This window comes from Pseudomonas sp. QD4, from assembly GCF_049199125.1.
Classification (GTDB): Bacteria; Pseudomonadota; Gammaproteobacteria; order Pseudomonadales; family Pseudomonadaceae; genus Aquipseudomonas.
In genome coordinates, this window is sequence record NZ_JBLZOM010000002.1 from 1,153,279 (window position 1) to 1,175,585 (window position 22,307).

The 22,307-nt window shown below is 63.3% G+C and carries 19 protein-coding genes; 7 read left to right on the top strand and 12 right to left on the bottom strand.

Features of this window, described 5'->3' with window-relative positions; translation table 11 throughout:
- Window positions 1–41 precede the first annotated feature (41 nt).
- Window positions 42–1,388 carry a metalloprotease PmbA gene (gene pmbA / locus ACOZJV_RS16305; RefSeq protein WP_421548039.1) on the bottom strand — a complete coding sequence of 449 codons (1,347 nt, stop codon included), beginning with the start codon at window positions 1,386–1,388 and terminating at the stop codon, window positions 42–44.
- A 108-nt stretch (window positions 1,389–1,496) separates the two neighbouring features.
- Between pmbA and yjgA the strand changes: the two genes are divergently transcribed.
- The gene (gene yjgA / locus ACOZJV_RS16310; RefSeq protein WP_020297131.1) at window positions 1,497–2,018 is read left to right on the top strand and encodes a ribosome biogenesis factor YjgA; all 522 of its coding nucleotides are present in this window, start codon (window positions 1,497–1,499) and stop codon (window positions 2,016–2,018) included.
- A 63-nt stretch (window positions 2,019–2,081) separates the two neighbouring features.
- Here yjgA and tldD read toward each other — a convergent pair whose 3' ends face one another.
- From tldD to mreB, 8 genes are all read right to left on the bottom strand, one after another.
- Complete coding sequence (gene tldD / locus ACOZJV_RS16315) at window positions 2,082–3,524, bottom strand: metalloprotease TldD (protein ID WP_020297130.1); 1,443 nt, start codon at window positions 3,522–3,524, stop codon at window positions 2,082–2,084.
- A 26-nt stretch (window positions 3,525–3,550) separates the two neighbouring features.
- A complete protein-coding gene (locus tag ACOZJV_RS16320) occupies window positions 3,551–4,390 on the bottom strand; it encodes a carbon-nitrogen hydrolase family protein (RefSeq protein ID WP_078469838.1) in 840 nt (279 codons plus the stop codon).
- A 58-nt stretch (window positions 4,391–4,448) separates the two neighbouring features.
- Entirely contained in the window at window positions 4,449–8,252 is a 3,804-nt protein-coding gene (locus ACOZJV_RS16325) for a YhdP family protein (protein WP_421548040.1), read from the bottom strand.
- 75 nt (window positions 8,253–8,327) lie between these two features.
- Window positions 8,328–9,785, bottom strand: coding sequence for a ribonuclease G (rng, locus tag ACOZJV_RS16330; protein ID WP_020297127.1), 1,458 nt, complete (start codon window positions 9,783–9,785; stop codon window positions 8,328–8,330).
- Window positions 9,786–9,843: 58 nt separating this feature from the next.
- Complete coding sequence (locus ACOZJV_RS16335) at window positions 9,844–10,449, bottom strand: Maf family protein (RefSeq protein WP_421548041.1); 606 nt, start codon at window positions 10,447–10,449, stop codon at window positions 9,844–9,846.
- 43 nt (window positions 10,450–10,492) lie between these two features.
- Window positions 10,493–10,975, bottom strand: a complete 483-nt coding sequence (gene mreD, locus ACOZJV_RS16340) for a rod shape-determining protein MreD (RefSeq protein WP_020297125.1) — start codon at window positions 10,973–10,975, stop codon at window positions 10,493–10,495.
- The gene (mreC, locus tag ACOZJV_RS16345; RefSeq protein WP_078469835.1) at window positions 10,975–12,033 is read right to left on the bottom strand and encodes a rod shape-determining protein MreC; all 1,059 of its coding nucleotides are present in this window, start codon (window positions 12,031–12,033) and stop codon (window positions 10,975–10,977) included. The genes mreD and mreC overlap by 1 nt, the downstream gene beginning before the upstream one ends.
- A 143-nt stretch (window positions 12,034–12,176) precedes the next feature.
- The gene (gene mreB, locus ACOZJV_RS16350; protein WP_002555108.1) at window positions 12,177–13,214 is read right to left on the bottom strand and encodes a rod shape-determining protein MreB; all 1,038 of its coding nucleotides are present in this window, start codon (window positions 13,212–13,214) and stop codon (window positions 12,177–12,179) included.
- Between the two features lie 210 nt (window positions 13,215–13,424).
- Between mreB and gatC the strand changes: the two genes are divergently transcribed.
- The 6 genes from gatC (at window position 13,425) to ACOZJV_RS16380 (ending at window position 18,623) form a co-directional block, all read left to right on the top strand.
- Complete coding sequence (gatC, locus tag ACOZJV_RS16355) at window positions 13,425–13,712, top strand: Asp-tRNA(Asn)/Glu-tRNA(Gln) amidotransferase subunit GatC (protein WP_020297123.1); 288 nt, start codon at window positions 13,425–13,427, stop codon at window positions 13,710–13,712.
- Window positions 13,713–13,728: 16 nt separating this feature from the next.
- Entirely contained in the window at window positions 13,729–15,180 is a 1,452-nt protein-coding gene (gatA, locus tag ACOZJV_RS16360) for an Asp-tRNA(Asn)/Glu-tRNA(Gln) amidotransferase subunit GatA (protein WP_421548042.1), read from the top strand.
- A 10-nt stretch (window positions 15,181–15,190) separates the two neighbouring features.
- Window positions 15,191–16,636: an Asp-tRNA(Asn)/Glu-tRNA(Gln) amidotransferase subunit GatB gene (gatB, locus tag ACOZJV_RS16365; protein WP_078469833.1), complete on the top strand. Its 1,446-nt coding sequence runs from the start codon at window positions 15,191–15,193 to the stop codon at window positions 16,634–16,636.
- Between the two features lie 99 nt (window positions 16,637–16,735).
- Window positions 16,736–17,110 carry a septal ring lytic transglycosylase RlpA family protein gene (locus tag ACOZJV_RS16370; RefSeq protein ID WP_078469832.1) on the top strand — a complete coding sequence of 125 codons (375 nt, stop codon included), beginning with the start codon at window positions 16,736–16,738 and terminating at the stop codon, window positions 17,108–17,110.
- A gap of 50 nt (window positions 17,111–17,160) precedes the next feature.
- Window positions 17,161–18,246, top strand: coding sequence for a calcium/sodium antiporter (locus tag ACOZJV_RS16375; protein WP_078469831.1), 1,086 nt, complete (start codon window positions 17,161–17,163; stop codon window positions 18,244–18,246).
- Entirely contained in the window at window positions 18,243–18,623 is a 381-nt protein-coding gene (locus ACOZJV_RS16380; RefSeq protein ID WP_078469830.1) for a carboxymuconolactone decarboxylase family protein, read from the top strand. Before ACOZJV_RS16375 ends, ACOZJV_RS16380 begins: the two co-directional genes overlap by 4 nt.
- 48 nt (window positions 18,624–18,671) lie before the next feature.
- Here ACOZJV_RS16380 and ACOZJV_RS16385 read toward each other — a convergent pair whose 3' ends face one another.
- The 3 genes from ACOZJV_RS16385 to ACOZJV_RS16395 all read right to left on the bottom strand — a co-directional run bounded on the left by ACOZJV_RS16385 (window position 18,672) and on the right by ACOZJV_RS16395 (window position 22,170).
- Window positions 18,672–19,613 carry an AEC family transporter gene (locus tag ACOZJV_RS16385; protein WP_078469829.1) on the bottom strand — a complete coding sequence of 314 codons (942 nt, stop codon included), beginning with the start codon at window positions 19,611–19,613 and terminating at the stop codon, window positions 18,672–18,674.
- 112 nt (window positions 19,614–19,725) lie between these two features.
- Window positions 19,726–21,003 (bottom strand): MFS transporter, encoded by a 1,278-nt coding sequence (locus ACOZJV_RS16390; protein ID WP_020297116.1) that lies wholly within the window; start codon window positions 21,001–21,003, stop codon window positions 19,726–19,728.
- Window positions 21,004–21,024: 21 nt separating this feature from the next.
- Window positions 21,025–22,170 carry a mandelate racemase/muconate lactonizing enzyme family protein gene (locus tag ACOZJV_RS16395; protein WP_421548043.1) on the bottom strand — a complete coding sequence of 382 codons (1,146 nt, stop codon included), beginning with the start codon at window positions 22,168–22,170 and terminating at the stop codon, window positions 21,025–21,027.
- Between the last annotated feature and the right edge of the window lie 137 nt (window positions 22,171–22,307).

A 22,307-nucleotide genomic window follows, 5' to 3' on the forward strand; every position in this document is an offset into this window, starting at 1 on the left:
ATCCCGCAAAGGAAGGCGCGTTTAGGTGACAGCAGGAGCGTTTAGCTGCCGGCGACGGTCATGCGTTCGATCAGTACCGAGCCGGTGCGGATGTTGCTACGCAGCTCCAGATCGTTACCTACGGCGACGATCTGCTTGAACATGTCACGCATATTGCCGGCAATGGTCACTTCCTGGACTGCGAACTGGATCTCGCCGTTCTCGATCCAGAACCCGGCCGCGCCACGGGAGTAATCGCCAGTGACCATATTCAGGCCGTGTCCCATCAGCTCGGTCACCAACAGTCCGCGCCCCATGCGCCGCAGCAGTGCCGCCTGGTCTTCATCGCCATGGGTGATGAACAGGTTGTGCACGCCGCCGGCGTTGGCGGTGCTGGGCAGGCCGAGTTTGCGACCGGAATAGGTGCCGAGGATGTAGGACACCAGCTCGCCGTCCTGAACGAACGGCTTGGCATAGGTGGCCAGGCCGTCGCCGTCGAACGCCGAGCTGCCCATGGCGCGCATCAGGTGCGGCCGCTCATCGATGGTCAGCCACTGCGGGAACAACTGCTGGCCCAGGGCGCCTTCGAGGAACGACGATTTGCGGTACAGATTGCCCCCTGAAATCGCCCCCAGGAAACTGCCGAACAGGCCGCCGGCCAGCTCCGCGGAGAACAGCACCGGCACTTCACAGGTCGGGACCGGGCGCGCGCCCAGGCGGCTCGCGGCCCGTTGTGCAGCGCGCTGACCGATGCTGACCGGGTCAGCCAGCAATTCGCCCTGGCGGCTCACGTCGTACCAATAGTCGCGCTGCATCTGGCCATCGGCTTCAGCGATCATCACGCAGCTCAGGCTATGACGAGTCGAGGCGTAACCGCCGACAAACCCATGGCTGTTGCCATACACGCGGCAGCCTTGATGGGTGCTCAAGGTGGTGCCATCGGCATTCTTGATCCGGCTATCGGCAGCAAAGGCCGCCGCTTCGCAGGTCAGGGCCTGTTCAATGGCTTGTTCGGGAGTGATGTCCCAGGCGTGAAACAGGTCAAAATCCTGCAGGTTGGTGGCCATCAAGGACGCATCGGCCAGGCCCGAGGCCTCGTCTTCCGAGGTGTGCTTGGCGATGGCCAACGCGGCGGCCACGGTTTCGCGGATCGCATCCGGGCCACTGGCCGAGGTGCTGGCCGAGCCTTTGCGCTGCCCCACATAGAGGGTGATGCCAAAGCCCTGGTCGCGGTTGAACTCCACGGTCTCGACTTCGCGCTGGCGCACCGAGGTCGACAGGCCCTGCTCCAGGGACACCGCCACTTCACAGGCACTGGCGCCCTGGCGTTTGGCTTCGGCAATGATCTGCTCGACTTGTTCCTGCAGTGCCGGCAAAGCTTGTGGGCCGACGCTTTCTGCTGCACTCATGGTGTTCTCCACTCAAATTCTGCTTTCGGTTAAGGCCTTCGAGCGACCGGGCCGGACAAGCGGCCCCCGACTGGTTATCATGGCGGCGTTTCTTTGCGGACTGCCACCATGGTTGATTCTTACGACGACTCCCTCGATGGGGAGAAAAGCAAATCCCAGGTCAAACGCGAGCTGCATGCTCTGGTTGACCTCGGCGAGCGCCTTACAACACTCAAGCCTGACTTGCTGGCAAAACTGCCTTTGACCGACGCCATGCGCCGGGCCCTGGCCGATGCGCCCAAGCACACCGCGAATATCGCGCGTAAACGGCACCTCATGTTCATCGGCAAGCTGATGCGCGATCAGGACACTGCCGCCATTCTGGTCTTGCTCGATCAACTCGATGCCTCCACCCGGCAGTACAACGAACGCTTCCACGGCCTGGAACGCTGGCGCGATCGCTTGATCGCAGGCGATGACGGCGTGCTGGAGAAGTTTGTCATCGACTACCCCGAGGCTGATCGCCAGCAATTGCGCTCCCTGATCCGTCAGGCCCAGCACGAACTGGCGCATAACAAGCCACCGGCGTCGAGCCGTAAAATCTTCAAGTACATCCGCGAGCTGGACGAGACTCAACGCGGTCTGCGCTGAAGCCTTGACCAGGTGGGTTGCCTTGCAGCCCACCCGCAGCTCGCAGGTTTTCAAGCGGCGCTATCAGGACCCCGTGCCACCCACGGTGATCGCGTCGATTTTCAAGGTTGGCTGACCGACACCTACCGGTACCGACTGCCCATCCTTGCCACAGGTCCCTACCCCGCTGTCCAGTGACAGGTCATTACCGACCATCGACACCTTGCTCATGGCTTCCGGGCCATTGCCGATCAGGGTCGCGCCTTTGACCGGTGCGGTGATCTTGCCGTCTTCGATCAGGTACGCCTCGCTGGTGGAGAACACAAACTTGCCGCTGGTGATATCCACCTGGCCGCCCCCCAAATTGGCGCAGTAGATGCCGCGTTTGACCGAGGCGATGATTTCTTCTGGGTCGCTTTCGCCAGCCAGCATGTAGGTGTTGGTCATGCGTGGCATCGGCAGGTGCGCGTAAGACTCACGGCGACCGTTGCCGGTGCGGGCCACGCCCATCAACCGGGCATTGAGTTTGTCTTGCATGTAGCCCTTGAGGACGCCGTTTTCGATCAGGGTCGTGCACTCGGTCGGCGTGCCTTCGTCATCCACGGTCAGCGAGCCGCGACGCCCAGCCAGGGTGCCGTCGTCGACGATGGTGCAAAGCTTGGAGGCAACCATTTCACCCATGCGCCCGCTGTAGGCCGAACTGCCCTTGCGGTTGAAGTCGCCTTCCAGGCCGTGGCCGACCGCTTCGTGCAGCAGCACCCCCGACCAGCCTGAACCCAGAACCACCGGCAAGGTGCCGGCCGGAGCCGGGATGGCTTCCAGGTTGACCAGGGCCTGACGCAGTGCTTCACGGGCGTAGCCCATGGCACGGTCTTCGGCGAGGAAGTAACGGTAATCGGTACGCCCACCACCGCCGTGGCCGCCGCGCTCGCGACGGCCGTTCTGCTCGACGATCACGCTGACATTGAAGCGCACCAGCGGGCGCACATCCGCCGCCAGGCTGCCATCGGTGGACGCAACGAGAATGCGTTCCCAGACCCCGGCCATGCTCACGCTGACCTGTTGGATCCGTGGGTCCAGGGCCCGGGTCGCCACATCGATGCGCTTGAGCAGCTCGACCTTTTCGGCGCGGCTGATGACTTCCAGGGGGTTGTCCGGCGCGTACAACTGGGCCACGTCCTGGGTGCTGAACGCCTGCACGCTGCCGTTTTGTCCGGCCCGGGAAATCGAACGCGCGGCGCGGGCGGCCAGGCCCAGGGCTTCCAGGGTGATGGCATTGCTGTAGGCAAAGCCGGTTTTTTCACCGGACTGCGCCCGCACGCCAACGCCCTGGTCGAGATTGAAGCTGCCTTCCTTGACGATGCCGTCTTCCAGGGACCAGGACTCGGAGATCTGACCCTGGAAATACAGGTCTGCCGCATCGATGCCCGGGCCGGCCAGATCGCCAAGCACGCCTTGCAGGCTTTCGATGGTCACGCCGCCGGGGGCTAAAAGGTGTTCACTGACTGAGGACAACAACCCGCTCATATGCTTTGGCCTTAAATTCGTCGTTCTTATGCAAGTCGCTGCGCGCCTTGCGAGAAAAAGCGCCGGTGACTGGCCACCGGCATCCGCGCCCGTATGGACGCCTGTTCGCTGCTATCGCGTTCGGCCAGCAGCACGGCCTCGCCTTGATCCTGCTGTGCCAGCACCCGCCCCCAAGGGTCGACGATGGCGGCATGGCCATGGGTCTCCCGAGGCCCCGGATGAGTACCACCCTGGGCGGCCGCCAGCAGGTAGCACTGAGTTTCGATGGCCCGGGCCCGTATCAGCACCTCCCAATGCGCGGCCCCGGTGACTGCGGTAAAGGCCGACGGCGCGGTGATCAGCTCGGCCCCGGCCGCGCGCAGTTCGCTGTACAGCTCGGGGAAACGCAGGTCGTAACACACCGACAGGCCTACACGACCGACCGGGGTATCGGCCACCACCACTCGCTCTCCATGAGCATAGTCATCCGATTCGCGGTAACGCCCACGATTGTCGGCCACGTCGACATCAAACAAGTGCAGCTTGTCGTAGCGCGCCACCGTCTCACCGTGCTCATTCACCAGCAGCGAGCAGGCATTGGCCTTGCCCTGCGGCTGATCCACCGGCGGCAGGGGCAAGGTGCCAGCGACTATCCATAACTTGAGGTCGCAAGCGGTCTGTTTCAACCAGGGCAGGATCGGGCCTTCGCCCAAGGCTTCGGCGCGCCCAATGGCTGCGGCGTCGCGGCGGCCCATGGCGGCGAAGTTTTCCGGCAGCACCGCCAGCTTTGCGCCACCGGCGGCGGCTTGTTCGAGCAGGCGGCGAGCCGCCTGCAGATTGGCCAGCACATCGCTCTGGCTGACCATTTGAATCACCGCAAGAGACATGGCGCACTCCGAATGGGGGATGCGGCCATGCTACTCCATGGGCCTGGGCCGTGGTTTCTCAAAAGGGCTTGTCGAAGGTGATTTTCGGCTCTTTCCATGGCCCCTTGACGTTGTATTTGACACTGGCAAAGCGCGCCACACGGTCACCGATCAGCTTGTCGATCAGAAACAGCGCACCACCGATCGCCGGCGCCCCGACGATCAGCGCCGCAATCGGCAGGTTGTTGGTCACCGGCAAGGTCACCAGCAGCTTGGCATCCACCTGGTCAGCCACCATGTCCAGGGTGCCATTGAGCTCCAGGTTGCTCGAAGGTCCGGCCAGGGTGATGGGTTCGCGGGTCACGTAGACACCATTGCTCGCCACCAGCAAACCCTTCACCCGGTCGTAGCTCAAGCCCTTGCCGAACAGGTCGGAGAAGTCCAGGCGCAAGCGCCGGCCGATGGAGTTGAAGTTGAGCAGGCCAAATACCCGCAGCGCCTGCGCGCCCCCTTCGACTTCCACGAACTGGCCCTTGCGCAAGGTCGCGTCGAGGGTGCCGGAGAAGCGCTTGAGGCCGACCCAGGCCGGCGAACCCGGCCAGCGACCGTCGACATCCAGATGGAAATCCTCACTGGTCACCGTCGGTGCAAAGCCCCAGCCCTTGAGCACGTCTGCCAGGTTCTTGCCCCCCAGGCGCCCCTTGAACCAGCTGTTGCTGGCACCGGCCTGGCCTTCCCAGCCGCCGTCACCCTGCAACACCATGCCCTTGAGGCCCAGGTCCAGGCTGTTGAAGGCCATGCCCTTGGGCGTTGGCCGAACCTTGAGCGCCCAGGCGCCGATCAGGTCGGGCCCCTGGAACAACTGAGCGATGGAAATATCCAGCGCCGGGACTTGCTTGGGGTCGACCGAGGCCAGCGGGTCCGGGGCGTTTTCGTCGGCCTGCGCCGTCGGGTCCGCCGCCGGCAGCCGCACATACTGCATGTTGATCGCCATCGGTGCGGACTTGGCATCGGGAATCCCGACATTGCCCTTGGCCTGCTGGCTGTCGATCTGCAAGGCCCAGGCCGCCGGTTTGCGCTGCAACTGCAGGCTGACCTGATCCAGGGTGGTACCGAATGCACTGAGTTTGCCGACCTTGAACTCTGCTCCGCTCAGCAGTTGCTTGGCGCTGCCGCCAGGGTCCTGTCCGGCGTAACGATCGACCAGGGCCTTCCACGGTTCCACGTCCAGCTCGGACAACACCCCGCGAATCCGCAGGCCTTTGGCGACCGGCAGGATCGCCTCGCCACTGCCCAGGAACAGCTCGCCACGACCGGCGGCGAAACTGCTGCCAGGCGCGGCAAAGGTAAAGTCGGCCAGCTCGCCGTATTTGAACCAGTAACGCCGTTCGGCGCCTTGCAAGGTCATGCGGAACACGCTGTCGCGACCCATGCTGGCAGGCATGCCGAAGGGTGCCGGCAGATCCACCGCCAGCCCTTTGAGGCTGGAACTGACCATCATCTGGCTGTCGGCGCCATCCAGGGTCAATTGCAGTTGATAGGGCACTTCACCGGACACCGGCAACGGCTGGCCGACCTTCAGCCAGTCGGTGAGTTTTTTGACCGCGACCTGACCTTTGGCGACCACCCGTGTACTGAGCTTGCCGCCCTTGCCGTCCGCGAAGATCTGCGCCGTCACCGGACGCTCGAACGCCTGGGCACTGATGTCCTGGCCGCTCAGGCCCTTGCTGCTGTCAAAGCGGAAGTCGCCCTTGAGTTGGGTCAGCTCCAGCTCCGGCTCACTGAGTTTCAAGCGGGATTTATCGGTCTTGAAGTCCACCAGGATCTTCGGCTCGTCACCCTTGGCCAGGGGAATATCCAGCTTCAGCTTGCCCTTGAGGTCGCCCTCGCCTTGCCAGCCAGCAAAGGTCGAGCCGGTGCCAATCGGTGCGTCCTGGAGAATTTTCAGGCCGTCGCCCAGCCCACCGGCAAACTCGCCATCGAGGTACATATGGCTGATCTGCCCGCTGGGCACATGGGGGATGTTGACGTAGACATCACGTACCTGGGTGTCGAGCAACTGCCCCTTGCTGGCCAGGATGCGCACACCGCTGTCTTCGATAAACACATCGCCACTGACTTTGCCGACATGGGGCCAGCCCGGCTGGAACGCCAGTTCGGCGTCATGCACCTTGAAGAACAGGCTGATACTGCGGGCGGTATCCAGGGCGCCGTGATTCAGCGAGCCCTGGTACTGGAAGAAGCCTTCGTCGACCGCGCCCTTGAGGATCGCGGTCCGCAACCACTCGTCCAGCGCCGGGCTCAACACCTGCGGCAGGTACTTGGCGGTGTAGCGCCCATCCCCCTCAAGCAGGCCGACCCGCAGGTCCATGTAGTCTTCCTGGGTGTGGTCGAAATGCAGGCGGATCAGGAAGTCGCCGGCGATCTTACCCTCCTCGCCCAGCACCTTGAGGTACGGCGCAACCAGGGTGAAACCTTGTTTGTCGAGCGTCCAGGTCAGCCGGGCATTGGCCTGAATGTACTGCCAGGGCTTGGCGAAGATGGGATAGAGGTGCAGGGAAAAATCCTTGCTGTCCATGCGCAGCTCGCCCTGGCCCAGGTCGCCGCTGATGCTGCCGCTCACGTTACGCGCCGCCGGTGCCCCGTAGTAGGCATCGAACCCGACCCGTTCCAGGTTGGCGGCAAAGCTCAGGCGTTGATCGCCGGTTTCTTGCGGACGGTAGTCGAGCAGCACATTGCGCATGACACCCGTGACCTTCAGCGCATCGACCGCCTTGGCCACCCCTTCCGGCAACGGCGCCAGGGCATCGATGAGCGGGGTCAGTGGGGTCAGGTCCAGGCGATCGGCCTGCAGGTGCCACAGCTCCTGCACCTGCTCCGCCGCATGGGTCTGTTGCAACTGGATGCGCGACTGCCAGCGCGTCTCGCCCAGGTTCAGGGCCAGGGAATCGAGCAGTACGCCGAAACCTTTATCACTGCGCTGGAAGTAGGCATTGAGCGCCAGGTTTTTCAGGGTCACCGGCTTGCGTTCGGCGTAGGCGCCGCTGACCTGAGGAGCATTGAGGCGCACCACGGCACTTTGCACGGTTCCCTCGCCCCAGCTCAGCCAGAACTCGCCGCCCGCCTTGAGCTCGGACAGCTTCCACTGTTGGCTCAAGCGGGCCGGCAACCAGCGCGCCCAGTCACTTTGCGGCAGGCTCAAGTAGGCATCGGCCTGCCCATCGCGCCACTGGCTAGCCCGGATCCGGGTTTGCAGGTTGAGCGCCACCGGCTGGCCGTCAGGCAGGGTCAGGCGCGCCTCCAGGCTTTGACGGCTGGCGCCGGTCCTCAGCTCAAGGCCGACATAGGTCAGGCTGATCGGCCCATGATCGAGCGGCTGCAGGGTCACCTGGCTGTCGAGCACCGACAGCCGGGCGACCATTTGCATGCGATTGAGCAGTTGCTCGGGGTCCAGCGGCTGGTCCTGCTGCATCGGCAAGCCTTCCAGCTGCCAACGGCCGTCGGAGTTTTCCTTGAGATTCAGGTTCAGGCCGTTGAGCTCGAGGCGGCCGATGCGCACCTCCCACGCCAGCAGGCTGGCCAGCACGTCCGGCGCGACCCGCACCTGGTCCAGGCGCAAGGCATTGGCACTTTCACCAACCATCACGTCACGGGCCACCAGCACCGGTGACAAACCGTTCCAGCTGCCTTCCAGGGCGCCGATGTGCACGGGCAGGCCCAACGCCTGCTGCGCCTTGTCCTCGACTTCGGCACGGTATTCGGCGACCAGCGGGGTCAGCTCGCGGCCGAGACTGACGTACAGCGCAGTCAGCACCAGCAGCACCGCGCAAAGCCCAAGCCCCCAGCGAATCAGTGCGGCGAACAGGCGGATCAACCGCTCCATGTCAGTGGGCTCCCAAGGCAATAGTCATGCAAAAAGCTGAAGCCAGCCGTTGCCAATAAGTTGAAACACGCGGACTCAGAGCAGCACCACGTCGTATTGTTCCTGGGAATACATGGTTTCGACCTGAAAACGAATGGTCCGACCGATAAACCCCTCGAGCTCGGCCACGTTGCCCGACTCCTCGTCGAGCAAGCGATCCACCACTTTCTGGTTGGCCAGTACTCGATAACCTTCAGCCTGATAGGCCCGCGCCTCGCGCAGGATCTCGCGGAAAATCTCGTAACAGACGGTTTCCGGAGTCTTCAACTTGCCCCGGCCCTGGCAACTGCTGCAGGGCTCGCACAGGACCTGCTCCAGGCTTTCGCGGGTGCGCTTGCGCGTCATCTGCACCAGACCCAACTCGGTGATGCCGATGATGTTGGTCTTGGCGTGGTCCCGCTCCAGCTGTTTCTCCAGGGTCCGCAATACTTGACGCTGGTGTTCTTCATCTTCCATGTCGATGAAGTCGATGATGATGATCCCGCCCAGGTTGCGCAGGCGCAGCTGGCGCGCAATGGCGGTCGCGGCTTCAAGGTTAGTCTTGAAGATGGTTTCTTCAAGGTTGCGATGGCCGACGAAAGCCCCGGTGTTGACGTCGATGGTGGTCATGGCCTCGGCCGGATCGACCACCAGGTAGCCGCCGGACTTGAGCGGCACCTTGCGTTCCAGGGCTTTCTGGATTTCGTCTTCGACCCCGTACAGATCGAAGATCGGCCGCTCCCCCGGGTAGTGCTCCAGGCGGTCGGCGATTTCCGGCATCAGCTCGGCCACGAACTGCGTGGTCTTCTGGAAGGTTTCCCGGGAGTCGATGCGGATCTTCTCGATCTTCGGGCTGACCAGGTCGCGCAAGGTACGCAGCGCCAGGCCCAGGTCTTCATAGATCACGCTCGGCGCGCCGATGGTCTTGATCTGGGTTGCGATCTGATCCCACAACCGGCGCAGGTAGCGGATGTCCATCATGATTTCGTCAGCACCCGCGCCTTCGGCAGCGGTGCGCAGGATAAACCCGCCGGCTTCCTTGATGCCTTCCTGGGCCACGCAGTCGCTGACCACCTTTTTCAGGCGCTCGCGTTCGGCTTCGTCTTCGATCTTCAGGGAGATACCGACATGGGCCGTGCGCGGCATATACACCAGGTAGCGTGACGGGATCGAGAGCTGGGTGGTCAGGCGTGCGCCCTTGGACCCGATGGGGTCCTTGGTGACTTGCACCACCAGGCTCTGCCCTTCGTGCACCAGGGCGCTGATGCTTTCGACCGTCGAGCCTTCGCGCAGGGAGATTTCCGAGGCGTGGATAAACGCCGCGCGATCCAGGCCGATGTCGACAAAGGCGGCCTGCATGCCCGGCAATACCCGGACTACCTTGCCTTTGTAGATGTTGCCGACGATGCCGCGGCGCTGGGTGCGCTCGACATGCACTTCTTGCAGGACACCGTTTTCGACCACCGCCACGCGCGACTCCATCGGCGTGATGTTGATCAGAATCTCTTCGCTCATGGCAGGGTCTCGTTCAGGCATGTTCACTATAGATGGCCGCATCAGTCAGGTACGGCGCTTAGCGCACTGTAAGGTTTTGCCAACAGGGTATGCCGAAATGGCCCAGCAGTTCTGCGGTTTCGCAAACAGGCAGGCCCACCACGGCGGAATAACTGCCATTGAGCCCGGCGACAAACACCGCCGCAAGCCCCTGGATCGCATAGCCGCCGGCTTTGTCCTGGGGCTCGCCACTGTGCCAGTAGGCCGTGGCTTCATCGCGGCCAATCTCCCGGAAACGCACCAGGCTGCGCACTACCCGTGACTCGCAGCGCTGGCCATCGAGCACGGCAATGGCGGTCAGTACTTCATGTTCACGCCCCGACAGGGCCAGGAGCATGGATTGCGCATCGGCCTGATCCAGGGGCTTGCCAAGAATCCGCCCATCGAGCACCACCGCCGTGTCGGCCCCCAGCACGCAGGCCGGCGCCTGGGATTCGCTGCTGGTGATCAGGCCGCGCCCGGCCTCGGCCTTGCCCCGCGCCAGGCGCTCGACATAGGCCGCAGGGGCTTCATTGGGCAGAGGGGTTTCGTCGATATCCGCGCTGATGGCGGTAAAGGGCACGCCGATCTGCGTGAGCAATTCACGGCGACGCGGCGAGCCAGAGGCGAGGTAAAGCGGATTCATCAAGACATCTCCCTGTCGAGGTGCGGGTCAATGCCTGACCGAATTAATTGATTTTGAAGCGTCGGCGCAACCCGCGAAGACCAAAGCTGACCCACGGCCAGAGCAAGGCGCTGATCAAGGCCGGCAGCAGCACGGCAAGGGTTTCCCGATTGCCGGTCAGGGCGCTGAGCCACAGCTGGAGCAACTGCGCGAGCCCGAAGATCACCAGCACCACCAGGCTTTGCTGCCACATCGGGAACATCCGCACCCGTTGCTGCAACGACAGCACCAGGAAGGTGATCAGGGTCAGGATCAGCGCGTTGTGCCCGAGGAAGGTTCCGTCGAGCACGTCCTGGGCAATCCCCAGGCACCAGGCAGTGACCATCCCCACCCGCTGCGGCAGCTCCAGGGCCCAGAAGGCCAGCAGCAACGCCATAAACAACGGACGCAGGATTTCAAAATGCGGAAACGGCACGATGCCAAGCAGCAACGCGATAAAGAAGGTCAGCCAGATGATCCAGCCATTCTGGGATTGCGCACTGGCCATTATTCTCGCGCCCGGGTGGTGGTTGCAGGTGGTTTGGCGGCAGCCGGCCTGGCCGGCGCTGCATGGGCAGGCGGTTTGGCAGGTGTCGCGGCAGCCGGGGTTGCTGCGGCAGGCGCAACCGCTGGGGCTGTCGCCGGTGCCGGCGTTACGGCGGGTTTGACCGGGGCGTCACCGACGCCGCCAGGCTGATGCAAGGCCTCTTCGGCCTTGGCCGCGTCATTGGCACGCTCTTCAGGGGTACGGCTGTCACTGAACACCAGCAGCAGGTAGCGACTGCGGTTGAGGGCGGCGGTCGGGACCGCACGGACAATGGCAAACGGCTGGCCGGAGTCATGAATGACTTCCTTGACCGTGGCCACCGGGTAGCCCGCCGGGAAACGCTGGCCCAGGCCGGAGCTGACCAGCAGGTCGCCCTCCTTGATGTCGGCGGTATCGGCCACGTGGCGCAGTTCCAGGCGCTCCGGGTTGCCGGTGCCGCTGGCGATGGCACGCAGGCCGTTGCGATTGACCTGCACCGGAATACTGTGGGTGGTGTCGGTCAGCAACAGCACGCGAGAGGTGTAGGGCATCAACTCGACCACCTGGCCCATCAGGCCACGGGCATCGAGCACCGGCTGGCCGAGGACCACACCGTCGCGCTCACCTTTATTGATGATGATGCGATGGGTGAACGGGTTGGGATCGATGCCGATCAATTCGGCCACTTCGACCTTCTCATTGACCAGCGCCGAGGAGTTGAGCAACTCGCGCAGCCGAACGTTCTGCTCGGTCAGGGCGGCAAGCTTCTGCATGCGCCCCTGCAACAGCAGGTTTTCGGTCTTGAGTTTTTCGTTGTCAGCAGCAAGTTCGGTACGGCTGCCCAGCTGGCTGGACACGAACTGCCAGAACCGATCAGGCAGATCGGTGACCGTATACGCTTCCATCAGCACATACATCTGGCTGCGCACAGGCTTGAGCAGGGTAAAGCGGGCATCGACCACCATCAGCGCGACCGATAACACGACCAGCACCAACAAGCGTACGCCCAGTGAGGGGCCCTTGGCGAAAAGCGGTTTAATAAGCCGCTCCTCCCAGGCAAATGTTCTCGTTATTCATACGGCATCAAACCGGCCTGGATGCAGATTGACAGAAGATAAACGCCAACAGGCAGCACTGCAAAGTGCTACCTGCGAGCGGAACAGCATAGATGCATCCGGCGAAGTTATTCGCTGGAGAGCAGGTCCATGGTGTGTTTGTCCATCATTTCCAATGCACGGCCACCGCCGCGAGCAACACAGGTCAGCGGGTCTTCGGCAACAATCACCGGCAGGCCGGTTTCCTGGGCCAGCAGCTTGTCGAGGTCACGCAACAGAGCGCCACCACCGGTCAGCACCAGGCCACGCTCGGCGATATCCGAAGCCAGTTCCGGAGGCGATTGCTCCAGGGCGCTCTTCACTGCCTGAACGATGGTGGCCAGGGACTCTTGCAGAGCTTCCAGCACTTCATTGGAGTTCAGGGTGAACGCACGTGGTACGCCTTCGGCCAGGTTGCGGCCGCGAACGTCGACTTCACGGACTTCGCCGCCCGGGTAGGCTGTACCGATTTCCTGCTTGATGCGCTCGGCGGTGGATTCGCCGATCAGGCTGCCGTAGTTGCGACGCACGTAAGTGATGATGGCTTCGTCGAAACGGTCGCCGCCCACACGTACGGATTCGGCGTAAACCACACCGTTCAGGGAGATCAGCGCGATTTCAGTGGTACCGCCACCGATATCCACGACCATCGAACCGCGGGCTTCTTCAACCGGCAAGCCGGCACCGATCGCAGCAGCCATCGGCTCTTCGATCAGGAACACTTCACGGGCACCGGCGCCAAGGGCCGACTCACGGATGGCACGACGCTCAACCTGGGTGGACTTGCATGGAACGCAGATCAGCACACGAGGGCTAGGCTGCAGAAAGCTGTTTTCGTGAACCTTGTTGATAAAGTATTGCAGCATCTTTTCGCAGACACTGAAGTCGGCGATAACGCCATCTTTCATCGGACGAATGGCAGCAATGTTGCCCGGTGTACGGCCCAGCATGCGCTTGGCCTCGGTGCCGACGGCAACGACACTTTTCTGATTACCGTGGGTCCGAATGGCCACAACCGATGGTTCATTCAGGACGATACCGCGCTCGCGCACGTAAATAAGGGTGTTGGCAGTGCCCAGGTCAATGGAAAGATCGCTGGAAAACATGCCACGCAGTTTCTTGAACATGGGAAAGGGACCCTAGGCAACGCGTGGGTAAAAAAGTGCGGCAAACTCTAACAACGACAGGGATTTTGGGCAAGGCGCCAATATGTTAAATTGGCCGCTTTTCTGTGCACCAACCCCCACAATCGCGGCCTTATGACCGTAGAAATGCGGTAGTGTTCCGACAATCTAACACACGGACGACCTCCGTTCTGTTTTCCACTGGAGAATCCCATGGCGCTTGAACGCTCCGACGTGGAAAAAATCGCTCATCTGGCCTGTCTGGGCCTCAATGAAGCCGATCTTCCACACATCACCTCCGCCCTGAACAGCATTCTCGGGCTGGTGGATGAAATGCAGGCAGTCGATACCGACGGTATCGAACCCCTGGCCCACCCACTGGAAGCCAGCCAGCGCCTGCGCGCAGACGTTGTGACCGAGTCCAATCACCGCGAGGCTTATCAGTCCATCGCGCCAGCGGTCGAAAACGGCCTGTATCTGGTTCCGAAAGTCATCGACTAAAGGGAAAGAGCCTGCAATGCATCACATGACTCTGGCCGAGATCGCCCGCGGACTCGCCGATAAAAAGTTTTCTTCCGTAGAGCTGACCACGACCCTGCTGGCGCGCATCGCCCAGCTCGATCCGCAGCTCAACAGCTTCATCAGCCTCACCCAGGACCTGGCTCTGAGCCAGGCCAAGGCCGCCGACGCACGTCGCGCCAACGGTGAGAACGGCGCCCTGCTTGGCGCGCCGATCGCCCACAAAGACCTGTTCTGCACCCAGGGCATCCGCACCAGCTGCGGCTCGAAGATGCTCGACAACTTCAAGGCCCCCTACGACGCCACCGTGGTCGCCAAACTGGCCGCCGCCGGCACCGTGACCCTGGGCAAAACCAACATGGACGAATTCGCCATGGGTTCGGGCAACGAGTCGAGCTTCTACGGCCCAGCCAAAAACCCGTGGAACCTGGAATGCGTGCCGGGCGGCTCGTCCGGCGGTTCGGCCGCAGCAGTTGCCGCGCGCCTGCTGCCTGCCGCCACCGGCACCGATACCGGCGGCTCGATCCGCCAGCCCGCTGCGCTGACCAACCTCACCGGGCTGAAACCGACCTACGGTCGCGTTTCGCGCTGGGGCATGATTGCCTACGCCTCCAGCCTCGACCAGGGCGGCCCGTTGGCGCGCACCGCCGAAGACTGTGCGATCCTGCTGCAAGGCATGGCCGGCTTCGACCCTAACGACTCCACCAGCATCGACGAACCGGTCCCGGACTACAGCGCCAGCCTCAACGGCTCGCTGCAGGGCCTGCGCATCGGCGTGCCCAAGGAATATTTCAGCGCCGGCCTCGACCCGCGCATCGCCGAGCTGATCCACACCAGCGTCAAGGAGCTGGAAAAGCTCGGCGCGGTGATCAAGGAAATCAGCCTGCCGAACATGCAGCACGCGATTCCCGCCTACTACGTGATCGCCCCGGCCGAGGCCTCCTCCAACCTCTCGCGTTTCGACGGCGTGCGCTTCGGCTACCGCTGCGAAAACCCGACCAAGCTTGAAGATCTGTACAAACGCTCCCGCGGCGAAGGCTTCGGCACTGAAGTTCAACGCCGGATCATGGTCGGCGCCTACGCCCTGTCTGCCGGTTACTACGACGCCTACTACTTGAAGGCGCAGAAAATCCGCCGCCTGATCAAGAACGACTTCATGGCTGCCTTTAATGAAGTCGACATCATCCTCGGCCCGACCACGCCCAACCCGGCCTGGAAAATCGGCGCCAAGAGCAGCGACCCGGTCGCTGCGTACCTGGAAGACGTCTACACCATCACCGCCAACCTTGCCGGCCTGCCGGGCTTGTCCATGCCCGCCGGTTTCGTCGACGGCCTGCCGGTCGGCGTGCAGTTGCTCGCTCCTTATTTCCAGGAAGGTCGCCTGTTGAACGTTGCCCACCAGTATCAGCTCAACACTGACTGGCACACCCGCACCCCAACCGGCTTCTGAGGAGACACACATGCAATGGGAAGTCGTGATCGGGCTGGAGATTCATACCCAGCTCACCACTCAATCGAAGATTTTCTCCGGTAGCTCCACCGCCTTCGGTGCCGAGCCCAACACCCAGGCCAGCCTGGTCGACCTGGGCATGCCCGGCGTGCTGCCAGTGCTGAACCAGGAAGCGGTACGCATGGCGGTGATGTTCGGTCTGGCGGTCGACGCCGAGATCGGCCAGCACAACGTGTTCGCGCGTAAAAACTACTTCTACCCGGACCTGCCCAAGGGCTACCAGATCAGCCAGATGGAATTGCCGATCGTGGGCAAGGGCTTCCTGGATATTCCGCTGGAAGACGGCACGGTCAAACGCGTGGGCATCACCCGCGCGCACCTGGAAGAAGACGCCGGCAAAAGTCTGCACGAAGAGTTCAATGGTGCCACCGGCATCGACCTGAACCGTGCCGGCACGCCGTTGCTGGAAATCGTTTCCGAGCCGGACATGCGCAACGCCAAGGAAGCCGTGGCCTACGTCAAGTCGATCCACGCCCTGGTGCGCTACCTGGGCATCTGCGACGGCAACATGGCCGAAGGCTCCCTGCGTTGCGACTGCAACGTGTCGATCCGGCCCAAGGGCCAGGTCGAATTCGGCACCCGCTGCGAGATCAAGAACGTCAACTCGTTCCGCTTCATCGAGAAGGCGATCAACAGCGAAGTCCGCCGCCAGATCGAACTGATCGAAGACGGTGGCAAGGTCATCCAGCAAACCCGCCTGTATGACCCGAACAAGGACGAAACCCGTCCGATGCGCAGCAAGGAAGAAGCCAACGACTACCGTTACTTCCCCGATCCGGACCTGCTGCCGGTGGTGATCGAAGACTCGTTCCTCGATGCCGTGCGCGCCACCCTGCCGGAACTGCCACCGCAAAAACGCGAGCGCTTCCAGGAGCAGTTCGGCCTGTCGGTCTACGATGCCAGCGTGCTGGCGTCGAGCCGTGAGCAGGCGGACTACTTCGAGAAGGTGGTGAAGATTGCCGGTGACGCCAAACTGGCCGCCAACTGGGTCATGGTCGAGTTGGGCAGCCTGTTGAACAAGCAGGGCCTGGAAATCGACGAGGCTCCGGTCTCGGCCGAGCAACTGGGCGGCATGCTGTTGCGGATCAAGGACAACACCATCTCCGGCAAGATTGCCAAGACCGTGTTCGAAGCCATGGCCAACGGCGAAGGCAGCGCTGACGAAATCATCGACAAGCGTGGCCTCAAGCAAGTCACCGACAGCGGCGCCATCTCTGCCGTGCTCGACGAAATGCTCGCGGCCAACGCCGAGCAGGTCGAGCAGTACCGCGCCGCCGATGAAGCCAAGCGCGGCAAGATGTTCGGCTTCTTCGTCGGCCAGGCCATGAAAGCCTCCAAAGGCAAGGCCAACCCGCAACAGGTCAACGAGCTGCTGAAAAGTAAGCTTGAAGGCTGATAGCGGTTTATCGAGCGTGTGCCTGACCCCGGTCATGGCACACGCCCCTGTGGCGACGGAGCCTGCTCCCTCGCCACATTTATTATGCGAGCCCGGTTTATGAAGCGTCTGCTTGGTGCCTGTGCCCTGCTCTCCCTGCTTGCCGGCTGCGCCACCAGCCATGTCATCGACCCACGCGGTTATGACGAAACCGGCACCGCCTCCTATTACGGTGCCCGCCACCATGGCAAGCGTACCGCCAGCGGCGAACCCTTCGACCAGCACGGCCTGAGCGCCGCCCATCGCGAGCTGCCCTTCGGCACTCGGGTGCAAGTCACCAATCTGAGCAACGACAAGACCGTGGTGGTGCGCATCAACGACCGCGGGCCCCACACCCGTGGCCGCCTGATCGACCTGTCCCGCGCCGCGGCCGAGCAACTGGGCATGCTGCGCAGCGGCACCGCGCGGGTGCGCGTGCAAGCCCTCAGCGACTGACCGACGGAGCCCTGACCATTTTCGGATTAGCCGATTTACCCCTGCTCAGCCTGGTGCAGCTTGTCAGCGGCCTGATCCTGCTGGTGGCCGGCGCCGAGCTGCTGGTGCGTGCCGCCGTGCGCCTTGCGGCGCGCCTGCATGTGCGGCCACTGATCATCGGCCTGACCATCGTCGCCCTGGGCAGCAGCGCGCCGCAGATGGCGGTCAGCCTGCAGGCGACCCTGGCTGAAAACACCGATATCGCTGTGGGCAGCGTGATCGGCAGCAGCATCTTCAACATCCTGGTCACCCTAGGTCTGTCGGCCCTGATCATCCCGCTGCGGGTCTCGCGGCAACTGGTGCGCCTGGATATCCCGCTGATGATCGGCGCCAGCCTGCTGGTGTTCGTCCTGGCCTACAACGAAGAACTGACCCCGGTCGATGGCCTGATCCTGCTGGCCGCCCTGCTGCTGTACCTGGGCCTGCTGCTGCGCCAGTCGCGCCACAGCGCCCGCCCCCAGGCCGGCGCCGACCACACCGGGCAAGGGCTGCACCCTGCCAGCAGCAACCCACCCTGGGTCAGCAGCCTGCTGTCGATGCTGCTGGGCCTGGGCCTGCTGGCCTTCGCCGGGCACCTGCTGTTGCAGGCGGCGGTGGAAGTGGCCTCCGACCTGGGCTTGTCCGAGCGCATCATCGGCCTGACCGTGATTGCGGTCGGCACCTCGCTGCCGGCGCTGGCCACCTCGCTGATCGCCGCCTTGCGCGGGCAGCGGGATATCGCCGTAGGCAACGTCATCGGCAGCAACCTGTTCAACCTGCTGGGGGTCTTGGGGTTCACCGCCCTGGTGGCACCGATGCCACTGTCGGTCTCGCCCAACGCCCTGGATTTCGACTTGCCGGTGATGCTGGGAGTCGCCGTGCTGTGCCTGCCGGTGTTCTATTCCGGTTACCGGGTGACCCGGGCCGAGGGCTTGCTGTTTCTGGGTTTGTACCTGGCCTATGGGCTGCACGTGGTGTCCTTCACCACCGGCATGCCCCTGGCCGGCAAGCTGGAAAACCTGATGCTGTTTTTCGTCCTGCCGGCGCTGGTGGCCTTTTTGCTATTCAGCTCGCTGCGTGCCTGGCGCCGCCAACACAAGAAAGGAGAAGCACAATGACCGACCCAAAGAAGCCCGGTGTTGAAGTGCGGCGCCAAGTCATGGGCGATGAGTTCGTCGACCGCGCCCTGGGCAACGCCACCGACTTCACCCAACCGCTGCAGGACTTCGTCAATGAACACGCCTGGGGCAGCGTCTGGAACCGCGAGGGCTTGCCGCTCAAGACCCGCAGCCTGATCACCCTGGCCGCGTTGACCGCGCTCAAGTGCCCGCAGGAGCTCAAGGGCCATGTGCGTGGCGCATTGAACAACGGTTGCAGCGTCGAAGAGATTCGCGAGGCACTGCTGCATTGCGCGGTGTATGCCGGAGTGCCGGCGGCCATCGATGCCTTCCGTGCAGCACAGGAAGTGATCGACACCTATCAGAAGCCCGACTGAGACCTCGCCGGAATCGGCAACGGGCTGGCGATCAGTCCGTTGCCGGCGTCAGATCCAGCCGCCCCACTGCAACAGGAAGATCCCGATATTGGTGGTCACGGCCGCCATCAGCGTGGTGATGACAATGATCGCCGCCGCCAATTCATGGTTGCCATTGGCAGCGCGCGCCATGACAAAACTGGCGGCCGCCGTGGGGCTGCCGAAGTACAGAAACAGAATCCCCAGCTCCGCCCCGCGAAAGCCGCACAACCAGGCGCCCAATGTCGCCAGCACCGGCAACCCGACCATTTTCACCAGGCTCGAGCTCAGTGCCAGGTCGCCACTTTTGCGTAAGGCTTCCAGCGACAAGGTGCCGCCGATGCAGATCAGGGCCAGGGGCAGCGTCATCTGCGCCAGGTTCTGGCCGGAGCTTTCGAGCCAGCCCGGCAAGCTGATCTGCCAATAAGCAAAGGGCGCTGCCAGCAGCACGCTGATGATCAGCGGGTTGCTGACCACGCTTTTGCAGATGCTCCACGGATCGGACTTGATCACCGGGCTGTAGACCGCCAGGACAATGGTCGACAGCGTGTTGTAGAACAGAATCACCAGCGCCGCGAGCACCGCCCCCAGGGAGATCCCGTACGCGCCATACATGCTCGCCGCCAGGGCCAGGCCGATCACGCCGTTGTTGCCGCGAAACGCGCCCTGGGTATAGATGCCCCGGTCTTCCCGCGGGCAGCGCCAGATCGCCCAGCCCCAGGCACCGATAAAACTGAGCAGGGTGGCCACGGCGAAGTAGATCAGCAGCCCGGGCTTGAGCGCCGAATGCAGGTCGGCATGGAGGATGCCCAGAAACAACAACGCCGGCATGGTGACGTTGAACACCAGGGCCGACGCGGTATGAATGAAATTGTCGTTGATCCAGCCCACGCGCTTGAGCAGTACGCCAAGAAACAACATCGCAAACACGGGGGCGGTGATGCTCAGTGTTTGAAGAAAAATAGCCAGCATGCGGGGTGAACCTTGAGCCCGTGGTCAGGGCGCCAATGATAAGCCAGTTTCCCGGCCCGGTCTCAGGCCCGGCGCCACCACCGGACCAAAACCCTTCACCCCGGCAGGTGGATCAGGCCATTTGCGCAACACCCGCCTCGGGTTGCCGGGAACGCACCGCCAACACGACCACCACCATGCCCACCGCCGAGACCGCTGCGGCCAGGAAGAACGCCGAGTTGTAGCCGCCACCGTACTGGATCAGCAGGCCGGTCAGGGACGGTGCGGCGATACCCGCCAGGTTCGCCAGCAAATGCACGAAGCCACCGGTGCCGCCCACGCGGTTCTTCGGCACGATGTCCTGGATCAGCGCCCAGCAGATCTGCGGGGTCATGAACAGAAACACGCTGGACACGGTGATGCAGGCCACCGCCATCCCCAGGGAAGCGACCTGGGTGGTCAGCAGCACACAGACCGCCGCCACGCCCAGGCCCAGGGTCAGCACGATCTTGCGCGCCAGGATCACATTCCCCAGGCGCCGGCCCAGGCCATCGGCGAAAAAGCCGCCGCCAAGAAAGCCCACCGCCGCGCCCAGCCACGGGATCACGCCGATGATGCTCATGCTCTTGATGTCCAGGTGCTGGTAATCCATCAGGTAGCTGGGCAGCCAGGTGAGGAAGAAATACAGCACGTAGTTGAAGCAGAAAAACGCCATGGCCACGGCCAGTACCGGCACCGAAAAGATGTAATGGGTCAGGCTGCGACCCTCTTCGACGCTCTCGACAATGATGTTGGCGCGGCTCTGGCGAATCAGCTCGCGCTCGGCCTCGGACACTCGCGGATGCTGCTCGGGGGTGTCCTTGAAGAACTTCAGCCACGCCAGCAGCCACAGGCCGCCCAGCACCGCGATCACCACGAAGGAAATCCGCCAGCCGAAATTCAACGCCACCAGGCCGACAATCGGCCCCGCCAGTGCCGCGCCCAGGGGCTGGCCGCAGTTGGTGAAACCGATCGCGCGGCCAGCCTCCTCACGGGGGAACCAGTTGGTGATCGCCTTGTTGGTGGTGGTGCCCATCGGGCCTTCGCCCATGCCGAAAAAGATCCGACAGATCAGCAACTGCACATACCCGGTGATCAGCGCCGTAAGGCCGCAAAACACCGACCAGCCGCCCGCGGCCCAGGCGAACACGCGCTTGGGCCCGAATTTATCCGCCGCATAGCCGCCGATAAAACAGAAGGCGCAGTAGCCGATAAAGAAGCTGCTGAAGATAAAGCCCATTTGCGCGTCATTGATGTTCAGCTCGCCCTTGAGCAGCGGCGCCACCACCGACAACGCAGCGCGGTCGAGGTAGTTGAGCATCCCGGCGAAGAACAGCAGGCCGGCGATTTTCCAGCGGTATTTACCTAACATTTTTGTCGACCCTTATTGTTGTCAGGACAGCACTACAGATTCCACGGTGTAAGCGCCGAGCACCTCGGCGTCAGGCGCGAAGCCCAGCCCCGGCTGCTGCGGCAGGCTCATCTGCGGGGTGAACGCGAGCTGCGGGTACAGCAGGCGCTCGAACTCGATAAAGGGCACCTCAAGGCTGATATCCGCCGGCAGCAGGCTGCACAGATGCGCCACCGCCAACAGCCCGGGACCGAAGTAGAAGCAATGGGGAACGACCTTGACCTGGTAGCGCCGGGCCAGCTCGAAGACCTGGACCATGGCGCTGATACCGCCGATCTTGGCCACGCTCGGTTGGGCGATATCCAGCGCACCCTGCTCGAACATCGCCCGCAGGCCCTGGACCCCGGCGGCGTTTTCCCCGGCAGCGATGGGCACGCCGTGGCTGCGCACCTGGGCCAGGCCATGGGCGTCATCCGGCGGCCAGACCGGCTCTTCGAGCCAGGCCAATTGCAGCGGGCGCAGTTGTCCGGCCATCTCGCTGGCCTGGCTCACGCTCCAGGGGCAATTGACGTCGACCATCAGCTCGCCCTCCTCCACCGGCAACGCCTCACGGGCAGCAGCGATGGCGGCGTAGGTGGTTTCGTGGAGCTTGATCTTGCGAAATCCCTGACCGCGCGCACGGCGTACCTGGCGCGCCACTTCCTCGGGGTCATTGCCGTAGCTGACCAGGCTCGCGTACAGCTCCAGGGGCCGGTCTCGGCCGCCGAGCAGCTTGTATAGCGGCTGGCCAGCGCGCTGTGCAGCCAGGTCCCAGAGCGCGATGTCCATTGCCGACAAGGCGTAGGTCACCGGTCCGCTGCTGCCAAAGCCATGCAGGGCGCGCCTGGCGGCTTCCAGGGTGTCCTGGAAATTCGCCACGTCGCTGCCGAGAAACTGCGGCGCCACCAGGTCGGTCAGGGCCTTGTAGGTCACCGGGTTGCTGCCGTGGCCGAAGGCTTCACCCCAGCCCACCAGGCCGCTGTCGGTGCTGACCTTGAGCATCAGGCTTTCCATGCGCCGATGGCGGGTCGAGGCGGCGTTGAAGGCGTCGTCGTCCTGGACCGGCCCGCTGTTACTGCGCTGGGTCGCGCCGGTGCTGAAGGGAATACTCAGCCGAATGACTTCGATGCTGGCGATTTTCACTGCCATGCACTCCTGCTTTTATTGTTGTGGGTGACAAGAACCGGGGTGGGGGGGGGGGGGGGGGGGGGGGGGGCGCCCCCCCCCCCCCCCCCCCCCCCCCGGGGGGGGTGGGGGGGGGGGGGGGGTTTTTTATGTTTGTTTTT